This is a genomic window from Rhodothermales bacterium, from assembly GCA_039944855.1.
GTDB lineage: Bacteria > Bacteroidota > Rhodothermia > Rhodothermales > JANQRZ01 > JBBSMX01.
Window position 1 is genome coordinate 91,318 of the sequence record JBDUXZ010000034.1, and the last position, 16,027, is coordinate 107,344.

General features: G+C 69.4%; 12 protein-coding genes. 3 read left to right on the forward strand and 9 right to left on the reverse strand.

Annotated features, from left to right (window positions below; translation table 11 throughout):
- Positions 1-225 precede the first annotated feature (225 nt).
- A complete protein-coding gene (locus tag ABJF88_17405; GenBank protein MEP0548716.1) occupies positions 226-783 on the forward strand; it encodes a hypothetical protein in 558 nt (185 codons plus the stop codon).
- A gap of 88 nt (positions 784-871) precedes the next feature.
- Here ABJF88_17405 and ABJF88_17410 read toward each other — a convergent pair whose 3' ends face one another.
- From ABJF88_17410 to ABJF88_17430, 5 genes are all read right to left on the reverse strand, one after another.
- Entirely contained in the window at positions 872-2,071 is a 1,200-nt protein-coding gene (locus ABJF88_17410) for a LuxR C-terminal-related transcriptional regulator (GenBank protein MEP0548717.1), read from the reverse strand.
- Positions 2,072-2,283: 212 nt separating this feature from the next.
- Complete coding sequence (locus ABJF88_17415) at positions 2,284-3,369, reverse strand: T9SS type A sorting domain-containing protein (protein MEP0548718.1); 1,086 nt, start codon at positions 3,367-3,369, stop codon at positions 2,284-2,286.
- A gap of 98 nt (positions 3,370-3,467) precedes the next feature.
- On the reverse strand, positions 3,468-4,841 hold the full coding sequence (locus ABJF88_17420) for a T9SS type A sorting domain-containing protein (protein MEP0548719.1): 1,374 nt from the start codon (positions 4,839-4,841) through the stop codon (positions 3,468-3,470).
- A gap of 177 nt (positions 4,842-5,018) precedes the next feature.
- Entirely contained in the window at positions 5,019-5,267 is a 249-nt protein-coding gene (locus ABJF88_17425) for an SEC-C metal-binding domain-containing protein (GenBank protein MEP0548720.1), read from the reverse strand.
- A gap of 67 nt (positions 5,268-5,334) precedes the next feature.
- Positions 5,335-7,287 carry an ion channel DMI1 gene (locus ABJF88_17430; protein ID MEP0548721.1) on the reverse strand — a complete coding sequence of 651 codons (1,953 nt, stop codon included), beginning with the start codon at positions 7,285-7,287 and terminating at the stop codon, positions 5,335-5,337.
- A 449-nt stretch (positions 7,288-7,736) separates the two neighbouring features.
- Here ABJF88_17430 and ABJF88_17435 point away from each other — a divergent pair, with 449 nt between their 5' ends.
- Entirely contained in the window at positions 7,737-8,801 is a 1,065-nt protein-coding gene (locus ABJF88_17435; GenBank protein MEP0548722.1) for an NAD-dependent epimerase/dehydratase family protein, read from the forward strand.
- A 70-nt stretch (positions 8,802-8,871) separates the two neighbouring features.
- Positions 8,872-9,957 (forward strand): UDP-N-acetylglucosamine 2-epimerase (non-hydrolyzing), encoded by a 1,086-nt coding sequence (wecB, locus tag ABJF88_17440; GenBank protein ID MEP0548723.1) that lies wholly within the window; start codon positions 8,872-8,874, stop codon positions 9,955-9,957.
- A 20-nt stretch (positions 9,958-9,977) separates the two neighbouring features.
- Here the strand turns inward: wecB and ABJF88_17445 are convergent, their stop codons facing one another.
- The 4 genes from ABJF88_17445 to ABJF88_17460 all read right to left on the reverse strand — a co-directional run bounded on the left by ABJF88_17445 (position 9,978) and on the right by ABJF88_17460 (position 15,826).
- Positions 9,978-11,666, reverse strand: a complete 1,689-nt coding sequence (locus ABJF88_17445) for a capsule assembly Wzi family protein (protein ID MEP0548724.1) — start codon at positions 11,664-11,666, stop codon at positions 9,978-9,980.
- A gap of 163 nt (positions 11,667-11,829) precedes the next feature.
- Positions 11,830-13,149: a tetratricopeptide repeat protein gene (locus ABJF88_17450; protein MEP0548725.1), complete on the reverse strand. Its 1,320-nt coding sequence runs from the start codon at positions 13,147-13,149 to the stop codon at positions 11,830-11,832.
- Between the two features lie 39 nt (positions 13,150-13,188).
- Complete coding sequence (locus ABJF88_17455) at positions 13,189-14,502, reverse strand: hypothetical protein (protein ID MEP0548726.1); 1,314 nt, start codon at positions 14,500-14,502, stop codon at positions 13,189-13,191.
- Positions 14,503-14,563: 61 nt separating this feature from the next.
- Positions 14,564-15,826 (reverse strand): hypothetical protein, encoded by a 1,263-nt coding sequence (locus ABJF88_17460; GenBank protein ID MEP0548727.1) that lies wholly within the window; start codon positions 15,824-15,826, stop codon positions 14,564-14,566.
- Between the last annotated feature and the right edge of the window lie 201 nt (positions 15,827-16,027).

The following is a 16,027-nucleotide window of genomic DNA, read 5'->3' on the forward strand; positions in this document are numbered from 1 at the left end:
ACCGAGCACGCCTAGGAACGACGGGCCCGCCTTCCACCGAGGCGGGCCCGTCTTCGTCTGTTCGAGTGCGATGCGGTGCGGTGCGTGAGAATATGGGCGGATCCGCCCATGCGGCGGGGGCAGCGGCCAGGATAACATGGCTCCGACCCTGAACGTGCGGGTCGGGTGTCCCCTTGCGCGAGGCCCCGCCCGCTCTCTTTCCACCGCGCATCACGCTGAAATCGAATGAACATCCTCAAGCTGTTCCCCCTCCTGCCGGCCCTGTTCCTGGGCGGCACCCTGTTCCTCGCCGCTTGCGACGCTAGCGACGACGCGGATGACGAACTCGCCCTCGGCCGTTTCGAGGCGGAGGTCCGTGGCGACCTCGAAATGAACCTCTCCGGCATCGCCGGCTTCACCACCGAGACCGATTCCATCGAAGGCATCGTGTTCTCGATTGGCCTGATCGACCCGGACGGCGAAGACTCCGTAATCTTCGTCGGGAGCGGGCAGCCGGCGAAGCGGACCTACGCGCTATCGCCGCCCGACGATGAAGAAGCCGAGTCCGGCGCGCTGTTCTTCGTGAGCACCTCGGACGACGAAGGCGCGTTCTACGCCTCGAATGGTGGCTCGCTCACGCTTACCGCCGTCAGCAGCAGCGGCCTCCAGGGGCGGTTCTCGTTCACGGCCGTCAATGCCTTCGACGAGGACGACACGCTCACGCTGCGGGGCACGTTCAACGCCCGCGCCGGCGAGGTCGATGACGCGACGGGAAGCCAGGCGGAGGTGTGGCTGACACGGTAACGCGCACGGCAAACGTCCCACGCCCGGCGCTCCGCGGTGACTTCGTGGAGCGCCGGGTCCGTGTCTCGACCTCGGCCGAGCCGCCCCGTCAGGCTGCTCCCATCAGGCGGGCGGCGACGGCGGCCCGGCTCGTGAGCCCGAGCTTCGAAAGCACGCTCTCGACGTGGTGCCGCGCGGTGTGAGGCGAGACGAACAGCCGCTCGGCGAGGTCGGCGTTCGAGCGGCCCTCGGCGAGGAGGACCGCCACCTCGGCCTCCCGCTTCGTCAGCCCGTGGCGGGTGCGGACAACCTCGGGGTTGGGCAGCGCGGGCGGTGCGTCGAGGGCCACGGAGATGAGGACGGCTTCGCCGAAGCCGCTGCCCGTTGCGGGGAGGAGGAGGCCGCGCAGCGCGTAGCATCCCCGGCTCGTCGTGGCCTCGCGTTCGGCCGTAGGCGGGGCGGCCGGCTCGTGGCGGAGGGGGAAGGCGAGGGCCCGGAGACGACGGGCGAGCACGCGGAGTTCGACCTCGACCCGATCTCGCTCGGGGTCAGCGTCGAGGAGCCGGGTGAGAGCGGGGTTGCGGTGGAGGAGGCGGCCGTCGGCGTCGAAGGCGGCGAGGGGCTCGGAGACGGCGTCGAGCGTGTGGCGGTGGGCGCCGAAGCGGAGGAGCGCGTCGAGCCCAGCGCGGAACGAGGGGAGGAGCGTGCTGAGAGCGGCCGTCGTCTGCTCACCGAAGGCAAAGCCGCCGTGGGTGCCGTGGAGCGCCCAGATCATCGCATCGCCGACGGCCGTGGAGCGGACGAGCACGGCGAAGTCGTTGTAGCGTTGGCCCTGGAGCACGTCCGCCACGATCGGCGAGTCGAGCATCCGGTGACCGTTGGTCTCGACGAGGTGGCGGCTCTGGTCCCACGAGAGCACCTCTTGGCCGGTCTGCTGCCGGAGCCGGTACCACGTAACGATAACGGGGTCGGTGAAGAGGATGCCCTCCGACGTGACCCCGGCGATGTAATCGTCCACGCCGTCGGCCACTTCGGGGGCGTCCTCGCTCTGGTAGCGGCCCGGCTCGGAGGGCGAGATGACGACGACGCGCTCGCCGCCGATGAAGTCGCGCACGAGGCGGCCGGCCTCCTGGATCCACGCCGTCGCGTCGGGTGCGGCGAGGGGGTTGAGGAGCGCGCGGCTGGCGGATTCGAGCCGGTGGAGGTGGGTGGAGGAGAGCACGGCGCAGGCATGAGGACGGCGGAGTACTATGTTAAAAAGAACCCCGTCGGTCTTCGCTTCCTCGGCCGTGCCTCTGTCGAATTTCATCGATGCCGGTCCCGCGAGCGGACACGACCTGCTCGGCGTCGATTCAACCTTTCGGCGGCGCCGTCCCGGTAGCAGGCCCGGTAGCAGGACGCTGGATAACGCGAGCCCGATGCGAACAATGTCGCTTCGAGCTTGGGGCGGGAGAGGACGTGGCGTTGCCACCGCAAACGGCGAGGGCGGCCCACCACCGGCCGCCCCCGCGGCAGCGCAGGTCATTCCACGATCGTAACGCGGCGCGTCTCGGTGCGGTCGCCCGCCACGATACGGACGAGGTAGAGTCCGGCAGGCAAGCCGTCAGGCCGCCACGGCGCCTGCTGCGGGCCCGCCGCCCGCGTCTCATCGAGCACGGTGGCGACGATGCGGCCCAGCACGTCGAATACCTCGATGCGAACGGTCCCCGCCGTGGCCGGTGCGAAGCCGAGCGTCACGGTCTGCCCACGTCGGAGCGGGTTCGGATAGGCGGAGAGGAGCGCCTGCCCCGGCGCCGCGTCGGGCTCCGACGCCGTCGTCGGCGTCTGAACGACGTAGCCGCCGCTCTCGACGTTGCCCTCACCGTCGAGGTCGATGCTGGCGCCGAGCCCGGTGCGCGTCACGAACGAGATCGAGTACGACGAATCCTGGCCGACGACGAACGAGGTGTCAGGGTCCGTGCTGACGACGCGAACGGTCTGGAACGTCCGCGACGAGAGCATGAGCGCCTCGGCCGAGCCGGCCGGCGTGACGAGCGTGCCCCACCCGACGACCTCGTTCTCGACGGTCTCCTCGATCCGAATCTGCTCGACGAAGGGGACGAATTGTAGCTCGTACGTGTCGGTCCACGCGGTCCCGAACGCCAGCGGGAACGCGAAGAGCCGATTGGGCGGTGCGAACCTCAGCAGGACGACGCCAGGCTCGCCGTCCACCTCGCCCTCGGCAGCGAAACCACGGATCGCGAGGGCGTCGGCGGTAGTGTCGTAGAACCCGAAGGCGACGGAGTCCGACTCGGGAATGGCCGTGCGGACGATGAGGTCGGCCTCGGCGAGGTGGGGGTCGTCGGAGCCGAGGACGGGCGGGGCGACGACCTCGGAGACGGCCGTGATGCCCACGTCGAACGAGAGGCCGGAGAAGTCCCACGTCCGGTTCGCCCCGCCCGTCGCCGCGATCACGGCGAGGGCGGACGACGGCCCGGTCTCGAACGAGGTCGCCGTCGTGGGGCGGCTGAGCTGGCCGAGGATGTCGGAGCGCGTGAGGGTGAGCTGCGCGTGCGCGGCCGGAGCGGCAGCGAGGAGCAGGAAAAGGAGTAGCGGTTTCAGGGTCATGGTCGTGCATGCGCCGGAGGACGCGGGTGGAGGGGAGAAGGAGCCGGGCGGAACGGGCTCCGCCCAGCAGGGAACCAGCAGGGGAACCAGCGGAGGAGCTAGCGGAGGAGCGTGACGCGACGCGTGAGCGTGAACCCCTCGCCACGGGCGCGGACGACGTAGAGCCCGCTCGGGAGTGCGACCGCCTCCAGCGCCAGCGTGCGCACCTCCCCCCCCGCGACGGCCCCGTCGAAGAGCGTCGCCACGTTCCGGCCGAGCGCGTCGAAGAGCTCGACGGTGACGCGTTGCGCGGCTGGCGCGGTGAGCACGAGCGCCGTGCTCGTGCGGAACGGGTTGGGATAAGCCGCCGAAAGCGCGAGCGCGTCGGGGGCCGCACCCGGATCGCCCGCCGTCACGGCGACGACCTGCGCCACGATGCCCTCGTCCGTGCAGACGACCGCGACCTCGTAGGCTTCGGGGCTGACGACGATGTCTTCTGACTCGTAGCACCCCGAGACGCTGCCGTTGCCGGTGTGCGTGAGGACAGCGAAGGTCTGGCCCACCGTAGGCACGAACCCGTCGGCGAAGGTGAGGAAGAGCCGGCCGTTAACCGTCACGTCGCCGTTCTCGACGTCGAGTTGGTCGTACCCAGTGCCGGGCGCGGTGCCCGCGAGGTCGATCTGGAGGTCGTGCTCGTTCGTCGTCATCGGGAAGTCGCCCCGGACGGACAGGACGGCGGGCACGCCAGCCCCGTTGCCGGGTTGCGTGCTCCCCGCATTCGTGAACGCGATCCCGCTGTCCACGTCCAGCACGGACGTCCCGCGGAGCGTGGCGGTGTTGCCCTGCGTGAGCTGGCCGGGGCTGACGAACTCGAGCCCGCCGCCGTTGACGACGAGGGCGCCGGCGTTGTTGAACTGGACGTTCATCGCCGTGCCACCGACACCCTCGGTGACCCACGTCCCCCCGTTCGTAACGACGGGCTCGGTCGATGTGACGCTGACGCGGGCGATGGAGTGCGAGCCGACGGCGCTGTCGGTGAAGGTCCGGCCGGTGCGGTTGAGCAGGACAGCGCCGTCCGTCATGTTGATGTTGCCGTTGGACCACGTGGCGCCGCCCGCGAGGTCGAGCGTGCCGGAGATCCGCATCGAGACCTGGCTGCTGAACGTGCTCTCGCCGAAGACGGTGACGGCGGCGCCCAGCGTCCCGCCATCGATCCAGGCGAAGGCGCCGTTGACGGTGAGGGCACCGCTGCCGGTGAGCGTGCCCCGGCTGAAGGTGAGGGCACCGATCGTGGCGGCGGTGTTGAGCGTGACGACGGCGTCGAACGTGTTGACGGTGACGTCGTCGTCGGCGCCGGGGACGGTGCCGCAGGACCAGTTCGTGGCGACGTTCCAGTCGCCCGTGCCGCCCGTCCACGCGCAGTCGGTGGCGAGGGCGGGGCGGAAGAGCGGGAAGCTCGCGAGGAGGAGCAGGAGGGTTGTAGTCGTGCGCATGGCGGTCGGGTCAGGGGAGAGAGAGGTGGAGCCGAAGCTCACGGATCTCAACTTCCCCCTGTCACGCCGCCCTCCACATGGGCAGACCTGCCTATTTATCGGGCGCGTCGCACGCCCGCTCCAGCCTCGGCGTCACCGGTTCGACCTCCGCGGGAGGCCTCGCCCCACGCCGGTGGGCTACGGCGCGTCGTGCCAGTGCTGGTGCTCCTCGGACCACACGCGACCCGGCACCGCCGAGCCGTCGGAGTCGTCATCCCCAGCATCCGTGAAGGCGATGCCGGCGAGGAACAGGCCACCGAGAAGGACGAGCGCGACGAGCGCCCCGGTCCACTTCGCTTCCTTGTACCACGGCGTTTTTCCGGCGCAGCAGTGCTTGTGTTTCTTGCCGCTGCCGCAGGGGCAGGGCTCGTTTCTTCCGGCGTTCATAACGTGCGGGGTTGTGGGACGGAGAGGGAAGATAGCACGCGGCCGGGCTCAGGGGTTCGTGCCGGGCTCAGGCGTAGGTCGTGAGCACGACGAGGTCGTCGCTCGGCCCGAGCGCCCACTCGGTCTTCTTCGGCGGGTTGAGCCGGACGGTGCTGCCGGTCTCGCCGTCGCGAGGCGCGAGGCGCACGCCGAGGGCGATCTCGCCCCGCTGCGTCGCGCGCTGCTGGATCGCGGGGAACGTGACCGGCTCGGTGCCGAGTCCATACCGCGGCGCTGGCACGAAGGCGATCTCAGCCCCGCCGGGGCCGAACAGCTCGTCGAACACGGCGCGCAATTCCGGGCGCAGGGCGACCTGGGCGAGCATGTGGCTCAGGATCATCGGGCTGATCAGGACCTCGCTTGGGCGGCGGCGGAAAAGCGAGAGGTTCTCGGGGTCGAGGAGTTCGAGGAGGATCTCGGGGCCGTCATCCGGCAGGAGGTCGCGCAGGAGGAGGTGACCGAGGATGGTCCGCGCGTCGGACTCCGCGCCCGACTCCAGCCAGTCGCTCCCGATGAGGACGACGTTCGTGTAGGCATCCGGATTCGCGCGCCGCAGGTCGGCGGGCGCGTTGTAGTCGCCCTCGATGTGGGTGAGGGCGATCCGGCTCGGGCGGACGTCGTAGCGCTCCATGTAACGCTCCCGCTCGGCGGCCGGGACGAGCGAGAGGATGTCGATCTGGAAGGCCTCCTCGTGGTAGCTGTCGAACTCCTGCAGGAGCGCGGGGACGCGGTGGCTCCAGCCGAGGAGGAGGATCTGCCGTTCTTCCACGGGACGACCCGTTCGCGGAGCCGATTCTCCGGTTGCTATGGCGGCAGGGGTGAAGCGGGGGTCGGGCGCCGCGTCGTCGTAGTCTCGGGCGAGGAGGACGAAGCGGTCGCCGGGCGCGGCGGTGAAGTCCGAGCGCGGGTTGAGGAACGGCGAGAAGCTCTCGCCGTGCTGGCGGACGATGCCGAGGAGTACGGCGGTGGGGAACGCACCGTGCAGCGCGTGCAGCGGGAGGCCGTCGAAGGCGGGGTGCTCGCGGATGTAGAGTTCGTTGCCGCGCCCGTGGGAAAGCAACTCGCCGTAAACGTGGGAGAGGCCCCGGTGCCGCACGTTCTGTGCGATGAGCCGGCTGATGATCGAGTCGCTGGCGAGGAGCTCGACCCGGCCGCCGTAGGCCCCGCGCGCGATCGGGATCTTCTGCGCGTCGAAGATCTCGGCGACGACGGGGGGGAGCGGGCGCGCCGTGCCGGCTCCTGTGCGCACGGCGGGGTGGTTCGTCATCGAGAGCAGCGTCTTGATGACCTGGGTGTCGGCGCTCGCGTCCTTGTCGCTGAAGTCGGCGGCGGGGAGGAGAATCGTCGCGGCGTTGAGGAAGTCGACGCGGCGGAGGTGGTCGAGGCGGAGCGGGGTCCCGGAGCGGAGGATGACCTGCCGCTCGTTCCAGAGTGCGCCGAGCCGTTCGCGCAGCTCGAGGAGGAGCGGGGCCGGCTCCTCTTCGGCGAGGATCGCGATGCGGAGCCCGCGCGTGCCGTGGCGCCGGAGGAACCGCCGCATCCGCCCCTCCGACAGGATCAGCTCGCGGACGACGGCCGCCGTCCGGTTCGTCCACCCGAGGATCACGATGTGGTTGCGCAGCGCGACCGGCGTGTGTCCCCCTTCGAGCTCCTCGATCGTCTGGTTCAGCCACTGCGTGAGGATCGCGATGAGCGCGCCGAGGAAGAGGACGATGCCGGCGACCGTCAAGAACGTCGACACCGTGCGCAGGAAGGCACCCTCGTCGTCGCCGAGGTAGCCGGAGTCCGTCATGCGGAGGAAGGCCCACCAGATCGCCTCGCCGGGCTGCGCGAATCCGCCCGTGAAGAGGTAAACGAGCAGGCCCGCGACGAGCGCGATCGCCCCCATCACGAGCGCAATCACGAGGAGGCGGAACAGCGCGCCGCGTAGGATGAATCGTTCGAGCCGGAACTTGAAGCGGTTGGCGAGGCGGCGCGGCATGGGAGTGGGTGGTGGGGCGGACGGTGAATATCGGCCTCGCAGCGCTGGCACGCTACCCCTCCTCCGGTGGACGCGCGATCGCTCCGAGCCACGGCCATCCCGTCGGTTGGTCCGAGTGCGCGCTGCGTGCGCGGCACCCGGAACTGCGCATCGGATACGGGGAAGGATTAAAGAGGGGAGGATTGGGGCATCGCTCTTGGAGCGACAGCGATCTGCACGTAGGTTCCGGCGACTTCCGGCAAGGGCCCGCTGATCCTCCCGTTTTCGTTACCGACCGTGCGGCGCCGCGTAGTTGCCCGCAGGTCGCCGCGAATACGGGCAGCGGTGAGCACCATTCCCGACCCTCTCCCCGTAGCGTGAACGGCTTCGGCAACGTATTTGCATGATCTGAGGCGACCTTCGTAGTCGCACGTGTCTCCACCCCTTTTCCCAGACCAGCACCCCCATCGATGACTGATCAGAAACGCGTCCTCGTCACCGGAGCCGGTGGCTTCATCGGCCACCACCTCGTCAACTATCTCAAGGACAAGGGCTACTGGGTCCGCGGCGTCGACATCAAGCGCCCTGAGTTCGAGGCCACGCGCGCCGACGAGTTCGACCTCCTCGACCTCCGCCGGTGGGACGCCTGCCTCGAAGCCGTGCGTCCGACCCCGGACGGCCGGAAGATCGATCACGTGTACGCCCTCGCGGCCGACATGGGCGGGATGGGCTTCATCTCGGCCAACCACAGCCTGATCCTGCACAACAACGTCCTCATCAACACGCACACGATCGAGGCGGCGCGCAAGGCCGGCGTCGAGCGCTACTTCTACACGTCGAGCGCGTGCGTCTACCCCGAGCACCTCCAGACCTCGGCCGACGCCGCGGCGCTGAAGGAGGACGACGCCTACCCGGCGGCCCCGCAGGACGCCTACGGATGGGAGAAGCTCTTCACCGAGTTGCTGTGCCACTACTACTCCGGCGACTACGGCATGGAGACGCGGACCGTCCGCTTCCACAACGTCTACGGCGAACTCGGCACGTGGGAAGGCGGACGCGAGAAAGCGCCCGCCGCGATGTGCCGGAAGACGGCCTACGCCAAGCTTCTCGGCGGCAAGGAGGGCAGCCCCGGCGGCTCGCCGCAGATCGAGATCTGGGGCGACGGCGAGCAGACCCGCTCGTTCATGCACGTCGACGACTGCGTCGAGGGCGTCTACCGCCTGATGATGAGCGACTACAGCGAGCCGCTCAACCTCGGCCGCGACCGGATGGTGACGATCAACAAGCTCGCCGACATCGCCGCCGACGCCGCCGGCATCGAGATCGAGCACGTCCACATCGACGGCCCGATGGGCGTGCGCGGGCGGAACTCGGATAACTCGAAGCTCCGCGAGGTCCTCGGCTGGGAGCCGAAGATCGCGCTCGAAGAAGGCCTCGCCCGGACGTACAACTGGATCGAGGCGCAGCTCCGCGACAAGCTCGCCCGCCAAGAGCGTGATGCCGAGCGCGACGCCGAGTTGGCCGAAGTCGCCTGATTCACCCTCCCCGCGATACCTTGTAGGGGCGGCCACGCGGTCGCCCCTACCTCTTTTTATCCCCTCCGCCATGCACATCCTCAGCGTCGTCGGCGCCCGTCCCAACTTCATGAAGGTCGGCCCCCTCCACCGGGCCCTCGCCCACGTCGACGGCGTCCGCTCGCGCATCGTCCACACCGGGCAGCACTACGACGAGCGGATGAGCGACGTCTTCTTCCGTCAGCTCGAACTCCCCGAGCCCGACGTGTACCTCGGCGTCGGCAGCGGCTCGCACGCCGAGCAGACGGGCCGCGTGATGATGGCCTTCGAGACCGTGGTGATGGAGGAGAAGCCGGACCTCGTCATCGTCGTCGGTGACGTGAACTCGACGCTCGCGGCGGCGCTCGTGGCGACGAAGCTGCACGTGCCCGTCGCCCACGTCGAGGCCGGGTTGCGGAGCGGGGACCGGCGGATGCCGGAGGAGATCAACCGGCTCGCCACCGACGCGATTGCCGACTACCTCTTCGTCACGGAGCAGAGCGGACGCGATCACCTCCGTCGAGAAGGCGTGCCCGACGAGCGTGTCCACTTCGTCGGGAATGTGATGATCGACTCGCTCGTGCACTTCCGCGCGAAGGCTGCCGATTCCACGGTCTTGGAGGACGTGGGCGTCGAGCCGAAGGGCTACGCGCTCGTCACGATGCACCGGCCGTCGAACGTGGACGACCCGGCGCGGCTCGCCGAACTCGTCCGCATGCTCGAAGCCGTCGCCGAGCGCTATCCCGTGGTCTTCCCCATCCACCCGCGCACCCGAAAGAACCTCACCACGGCCGGGCTCATGGACCGGCTCGACGCGCTCAACGCCGTGCATCTGCTCGATCCCGTGGGCTACCTCGAATTCCTCAAGCTCATGGAGCACGCGGCGGTCGTCGTCACCGATTCCGGCGGGATTCAGGAGGAGACGACGTACCTCGGCGTCCCGTGCCTCACGCTACGCTCCAGCACCGAGCGTCCGGTGACGGTGGACGTCGGGACGAACGTGTTGCTTCCGCTGGATGCAGATCGGGTGGCGGAGCGTGTGCGCGACGTGGCGGCGGGCCGGTTCAAGCAGGGCTCGGTGCCGCCGCTGTGGGACGGGCGAGCCGCGGAGCGCATCGCCGCCGTGCTCGTGCGGTAGCGACGCCGTGACCCCCGACACTAGTAGCGCGTGCTCTGGAAGGGGAGGCCCCAGCGAAGCGCGGCGGACGGGGCGACGTAGCGGTCGAGCCCGCGCTCGGCGTCGTCCACCGACTCGGCGCGGAGGGTGCCTTCGACGAAGAGGGACGGGAGCAGCTCGTAGCCGATGCGAGCTTCGGCGAGCACGAGGTTCTGGCGGATCCCGCGCAACGTCTCTGCCGAGCGGTCGAGGCTCCGGTCGCGTTCGCTGTACGGCCGGGTCGGGTCGGCGCCGAAGATCTCGCCCTCGGGGTCCCGGCCCCGCGTCGTGAACGCGAGGTTGACGGCGGCCAGCAGGCGCGCCCACGGGCGGTACGTGGCGAAGACGGCGAGGTCCGACGAGTTCGGCCCGGCCGGGTGGCCGAGGTAGTCGCCGTAGTGGACGTAGGCCGTCGCCTCGGTCCGGTGCCCATAGAGGAACGGCCGCTGCCGCGCGTACTCGACACGGAGGTCGAAGTCGCGTAGCCGCGTCTCGCCGATGCCCGGATCGACGAGGTAGAGCCCGACGAGGTAGCCCCACTTGTTGCCCCACCAGTCGTTCCCGAACTCGCTCACGGTCAACTCGTCGAGGATGCCCTGCGCGTAGAGTTCGACGCCCGGCGTGGCGACCCACGAGACGCCGGCACCGAGGAGCGCGTTGTCGGGGCTGCCGAGGTCGTGCTCGACGGCGCGGTAGAAGATGATGGGGTTGAGGTAGGCGAGGTCGAAGCCCGGGCGGCGGCCGGCGCCGGTGGAGTCCGAGGCGAAGATGACGGACTCGAACAGCTCGACCTGGACGCGCGCGGGGAGGTCGATGGCGAGCCGGTGGAACACGCCGTACTTGCGGGGAACGATGGAGTCTTGCGGCTCGTCGGCCGGGCGGAACGCGGCGAACTGGGCGAACAGGTTCGTGTAATGGAGCCGCCAGAACTGCGTCCGAATCTGGAGTTGGTCGTAGACCGTGGCGTAGTCGGAGAGGTGGAGGCTGGTGCGGCCGTAGCCCCACTCGTTCCGGTCGCGCCCGAAGCGCGCTTCGAAGTACTTGCTCCTAAAGCCCACGACGCCGGTCGCGACGAAGTAGTCGTAGGTCGTGCCGTCCTGAATCTTGCTATTCCCGAGCCGGGGGGCGGTGAGCACCCTTTGGTCGTACGCTGTCGCTACGGGCCGCCGCTGGTTCTCTTCGAGCCGTGCCTCGAAGAAGATGTGGTCCCCGACGTGGCCGGCGGCGCGGACTCCGCGCGTGTTCTGCCAGAGCGGGACCGTCGCCTCGCGGTCCTCCCGCGCCGACTGCCGGGCCCGTCCATACGAGAGGTTCGCGAGGGGCTCGACTTCAAGGGCGTAGTCGTCAGCGCGGACGGAGTAGAAGCTGTTGCCGTCGCCGTAGAGGAACGGGGTGAGGCGGCGGACGGTGGCGACGCCGGGGCCGGCGGTCCGCCCGGTGAGGCGCCGGAGCAGGGCGCGGTCGGCGCTGCCGAGCGGGCCCCCGACGGCGAGCGCCGAGTCCGCATAGGCGCGGGCGGTGTAGGCCGAGAGCGGGCGGGCGCCGAGGTGGGCACCGGGGAGCCGGCCGAGCACGCGCTGGCGTTGGAGCACGCGGCTGAACTCGTCGTCGGGTTGCAGCAGCCCTTCCTGCTGGGCATGCACGGCCGGGGCCGCGAGGAGCAGGGCGAAGAAGAGAGCGACGGTCCGCATCGGGAAGGGGCAGGCAGTAGAGGGAGCGGCAGAAAATAGCCGAAGGAGACGCCGTGTGGCACCGTCCTCCCGATCCGTTCACCGCTTCTTGTCGGAAGCGGCTAAAGACAAAGACCGGCGGCCCTGTAGAGAGCCGCCGGTCGTGGGTCAGACGAGGCGCCGGTTACCGTACGGTCGTCGAGCAGCTTCCCCACCCGTAGGACGCGCTGACGGACTGGCCGGGCTTCCACCCGAGGAAGAAGTACTCCTCCTGCGAGGGCGCGGCGCGGCTGTAGGTGCCGGCGGCGTTGCGGGCCGCGCTCGACACCTGCGGATCGCTGGCGGCGCGGTTGAAGTAGTCGACGGCGCACCAGTAGGCGGCGCGGGAGGGCACGTCGCCGCCCCGGACCGACGAGGCAATCGCGCTGCCGAGGATGTAGAGCGACGGGCCGTGGTTCGAGTCGATCTCCAGCGCCTTGCGCGCGAAGTTTGACGCCGTGGCAAGCTGGCCCTGCTGCTGCTTCATCACCGCGATGTTGTAGTAGATGTCGCGCTGCTCCGTGGGGTCCTCAGCGAGTTCGAGGGCGCGCTCGTAGAGGCGCTGCGCCTCGTCGAAGTCGCCGTCGTCGGTGGCGCCGCGGGCGAGGGTCCGCAGGAGCGAGGGCGTCGGGTCCATCTCCACGAGGACGTCGATGAGCTGGGCCTGCAGCGCGTCATCCTTCAACTCCGGGTTCTGGTTGAGCGAGAACAGCGTCTTGACGTCCTCCTCGCCGAGGGCAGTGGGGTCGGCGAGGAATTTCTCCTTGAGGAAGGCGTACTGCTCACGCGGGGTCGTGATGAGGCTGTCCATCAGGCCCTGGATGTAGGCGGGGTCGTCGGCCTTCGGCATGAGCGTGCCGGTGAGGTAATCGCGCGTAGCGGCCTTCTCCTCGGGCGTGTCAGCCTGAACCGCGCGGCGCGTCCGCTCACCGGCGATGAAGTTGATGAAGTAGTCGCCGAGGGAGTCCGGCTGGAGCTCGAAGGCGCGGAGGTAGAGGTCGTAGACCTGGCCCTGTTGGTCGCTGAGCATCTCGTTGCGGGACTGGATGAAGCGGCCCTGGCGGAGGACGTAGTCGTATTCACTCACCTCCACACCGTCGTCCTGTAACATGGACGGTCCCTCTTCGAAAAGGGCGAGGGCTTTGCCGATGAATTCCTGCTGCTGAGCGGGATCTTCGGCCCGCACGGCGAGGCTGTCGTAGACCTCGATGCCGCGGCGGATGTTGCGGTCGTCGGGCGTGGGGCCGCCGAAGCCGGGCGCGCACTCCAGGATCCAGAGGAGCTCCGGGAGGGCCGCTTCGTAGTCGCCGGCCTTATACGACTCGTAATAGAGGCTGTAATGGATGCGCCGCTCGTTCTCGTCGTCGGTGCACTCCACGGCCGTGTCCGCCTGCGCGGAGGCTGTGGGGGCGAGGCCTGCGAGGAGCAGGGCGAGGAAGGCGAGCGCGGAGAGGGTGCGGTTCATCGGTCGGTCGGTTGCTGGCGGATGGCGGTGGGGGCGGCGTCAGCCCAGTCGGCGCTGGCGGAACCAGCGCTCGCCGAAGTTGATCGTGGCCGAGCCCTTAATAAACAAATCGCGGACCAAACCCTGCTCCGTCGTCCCCCGCGTTCCGATCTCGAAACCGAGGTCGAAGCGGGCGGTGGGAAGCACAGCCGGGAGGCTCACCCCGCCGGTGAGGGCGAGCGTGGTGATGGATTCGCTTGCGCCGTCGTCGAGGCCGGAGGCGTCGAAGTAGGCGCGGTCGTAGTAGCCGCCGAGGCGGTACGCAGTCCGGGCAAAATACGGACGCAGCCGGTTGTTGCCCGCCGGGAGGAACTGAAAACCTCCGCCCACGCGGAGCCGGTCGCGGAGCTGGTCGATGCCGGCGTCGGCGTCGAACCCGCCGAAGGCGAAGTCGCTCTCGAAGCCGCTCCACGGCTCGTAGCGGACGTCGGCGGCGAGCGTCCAACGAGCGTCGGGCACGTACGAGAACCCGGCCGCGAGCTGGAGGGGGACGGTGACGTCGCCGGAGCGCTCCACCCCGAGCGTGTCCTGGTCGAGGGAGAACCCGAGCGTCCGCACGCGCTTCCCGCTGAGCGTCGTCGGGAGCGAGAGCGAGGCGCCGATGGAGAGGGCGTCCTCTTCCCCGAGCAGGCCGACGGTGGAGACGAGTGCGCCGACGGTGGCGCTGACGCCGCTCAGCTTCGTCGACTCCACGGCGCGCGTTTCGGCGATGCTGGTGTTCGTGAATTCCGTCCGCTGGAGGTAGTCGATCGTGCCGAAGAGCACGTCGACACTCGCGCCGACGGAGACGCCCGGGCCGATCCGGTAGCCGAGGCCGAGCTGGGCCTGCTGGAGCCCGCCGTCGCCCTCGAAGTTGACGCGGTAGCCGAGGGAGTCGTCGGGGAAGTCGGGGTCGCGCACGAAGCCGTCGCGCACGGCGAGGTAGTTGACGCGCGTGAACGGGCGGAAGCCGAGCGTGAGCCCGAGCCGGTTCGAGAGGAGCGGCACGCCGAACTGGAGCCCCGCGAGCGAGCCGCTCGAGAGTTGGGCCTGGTCGCCGAGCGCGTTCTCCGTCTCGACGCCCTCGATCTGCGCCGCGATGCTGAATTGCGTGAGGGCCATGTCGCTCCAGAGCGCCGGGTTGTCGAGCCCGTTGTACGTCGCCGAGCGGAGGGCGACGGCTGCCCCGCCCATCATCTGCGACTGCGACGACGAGAACGACAGCCGCTCGCCGAGCCCGAACCGGGAGTAGGTCGTCCCGTAGTTGCGGTTGCTTTGAGCGTCGGCCGCCGTCGTGCCGGCGATCAACAGGAGGGAGAGGAACAGAATGCGCATGAGCTATTGACGTTGGCGGAGCGGCAGCAGAAGAAAGACACGCGGGCGGCGGAAACGTCGCCTACCCGTCGGCCGGGATCAGGAAGATGGTAGCTCGCGGGCCCTCGCACGGCATGCCGCTCTCCGTGCCGCATCCCGCCGACGCCTGGACGAGTGGCGCCACATCGAGGCTGGATGTCGCGCGGGAGAAGCCGATCAGAAAGCCGTCTACCTCGGCGCGGGACAGGACCTGATCTTGGAAGATCTCGTTGATCCGGGACGAGGCGAAGGTGTAGGTTTGCGTCTCTTCGTTAAGCGTCGCCTCGGCGAACGGGACCGGGCTCCCGTTGCTATCCGTGATGATCACGTCCACAGCTGGGGTTTGTGTCGTATCAGTCACGAAGCCGTAGAGCGCGAGCTGGCGGGCGAAGGGGCGGGCGAAGCCAGCGGGCAGGTTCGTCGCCGCTGCTGCCGTGTCCGCGTTGACGCGCAGGAACACCGCGTTGATCGCCGACTGCCCGAGCGGGTCGAGGTCGAAGAGCAGTTCGAGGCCGCGGCTGGTGCCGTCTTGCAGGAGGAGGAGGTCGTCGGCCGTTGGGGCAGTCTCCGGGCCTTCGATGCCGGAGAACAGCTCGGAGACGCCATAGCGCACGGTGTCCTCAGCGGAGATGAGTTCGAGCGTGGATGCCCCGGTGAAGCCGTATACGGCGCTTGCCCCTTCGCCTGGGCTGAGCTGGAAGCCGTGGAACAGCGTCGAGAAGCTCGTGCTGCGGAGCGTCGTGTCATTCGCCGCGATCCACGCGGCCGGTAACGCGACCTCGACGAGGGAGTCACCGGCGGCCACGTCGAAGGAGGTGATGAGCTCGTCCATCACGGGGAAGAGCGTGTCCGCCTCGGCCCCTACGGCGTTCCACTCCTCCGAGATCTGCCGGAGGTCGAGCCGCGTCGGCATCGTCGTGTCGCCATAGACGTAGGTGCGGTTGAGGCGGAGGATGGCCTGCTCGATGGGGCGGTCGCGGAAGCCCTCCGGGAGGTTCTGCGGCGGGAGGAGGTCGAGGTACGCGCGGGCCGAGGTCGTCCCGAAGAGCGGGTCGTCCACGCGGCCGGCGAGAGTGCGGAAGGCGCTGAAGCCCTGCGCGGTCAGGAAGGCCCCGGTGACGTCGGTGAGGGGCGCGAACGCGGTCTCGGCGGGGAGGCTGCGGGCGCGCGGGTCGTTCTCCCCAGGATCGAGCACGGTCAGGCCGACGCCGGAGGGGTCTTCGCACGCCGCGAGGAGGAGCAGGCACAGGGCGGCTGCGCCGAACGTGCTGGCGAGGCGGATACGAGCGGGCCGAAGTCGGCGCATAAGAGACGAGCGTGGGTGAGGCAGGGCGGATAGGGAGGTCTAACGCGGACGCGCCGGTCCTAGTATGGCCGGCGCGTGCAATTCAAAGGAACGGCCGGGGGCGGGGGGCAGGAGGGAAGAGTTGGAGAAAAGAGGGGTGGGAGTGTGGAGGTGTGGAGGTGTGGGCGGAAGCTTGGAAAACTACCGAGGCCGTCGCGCCGA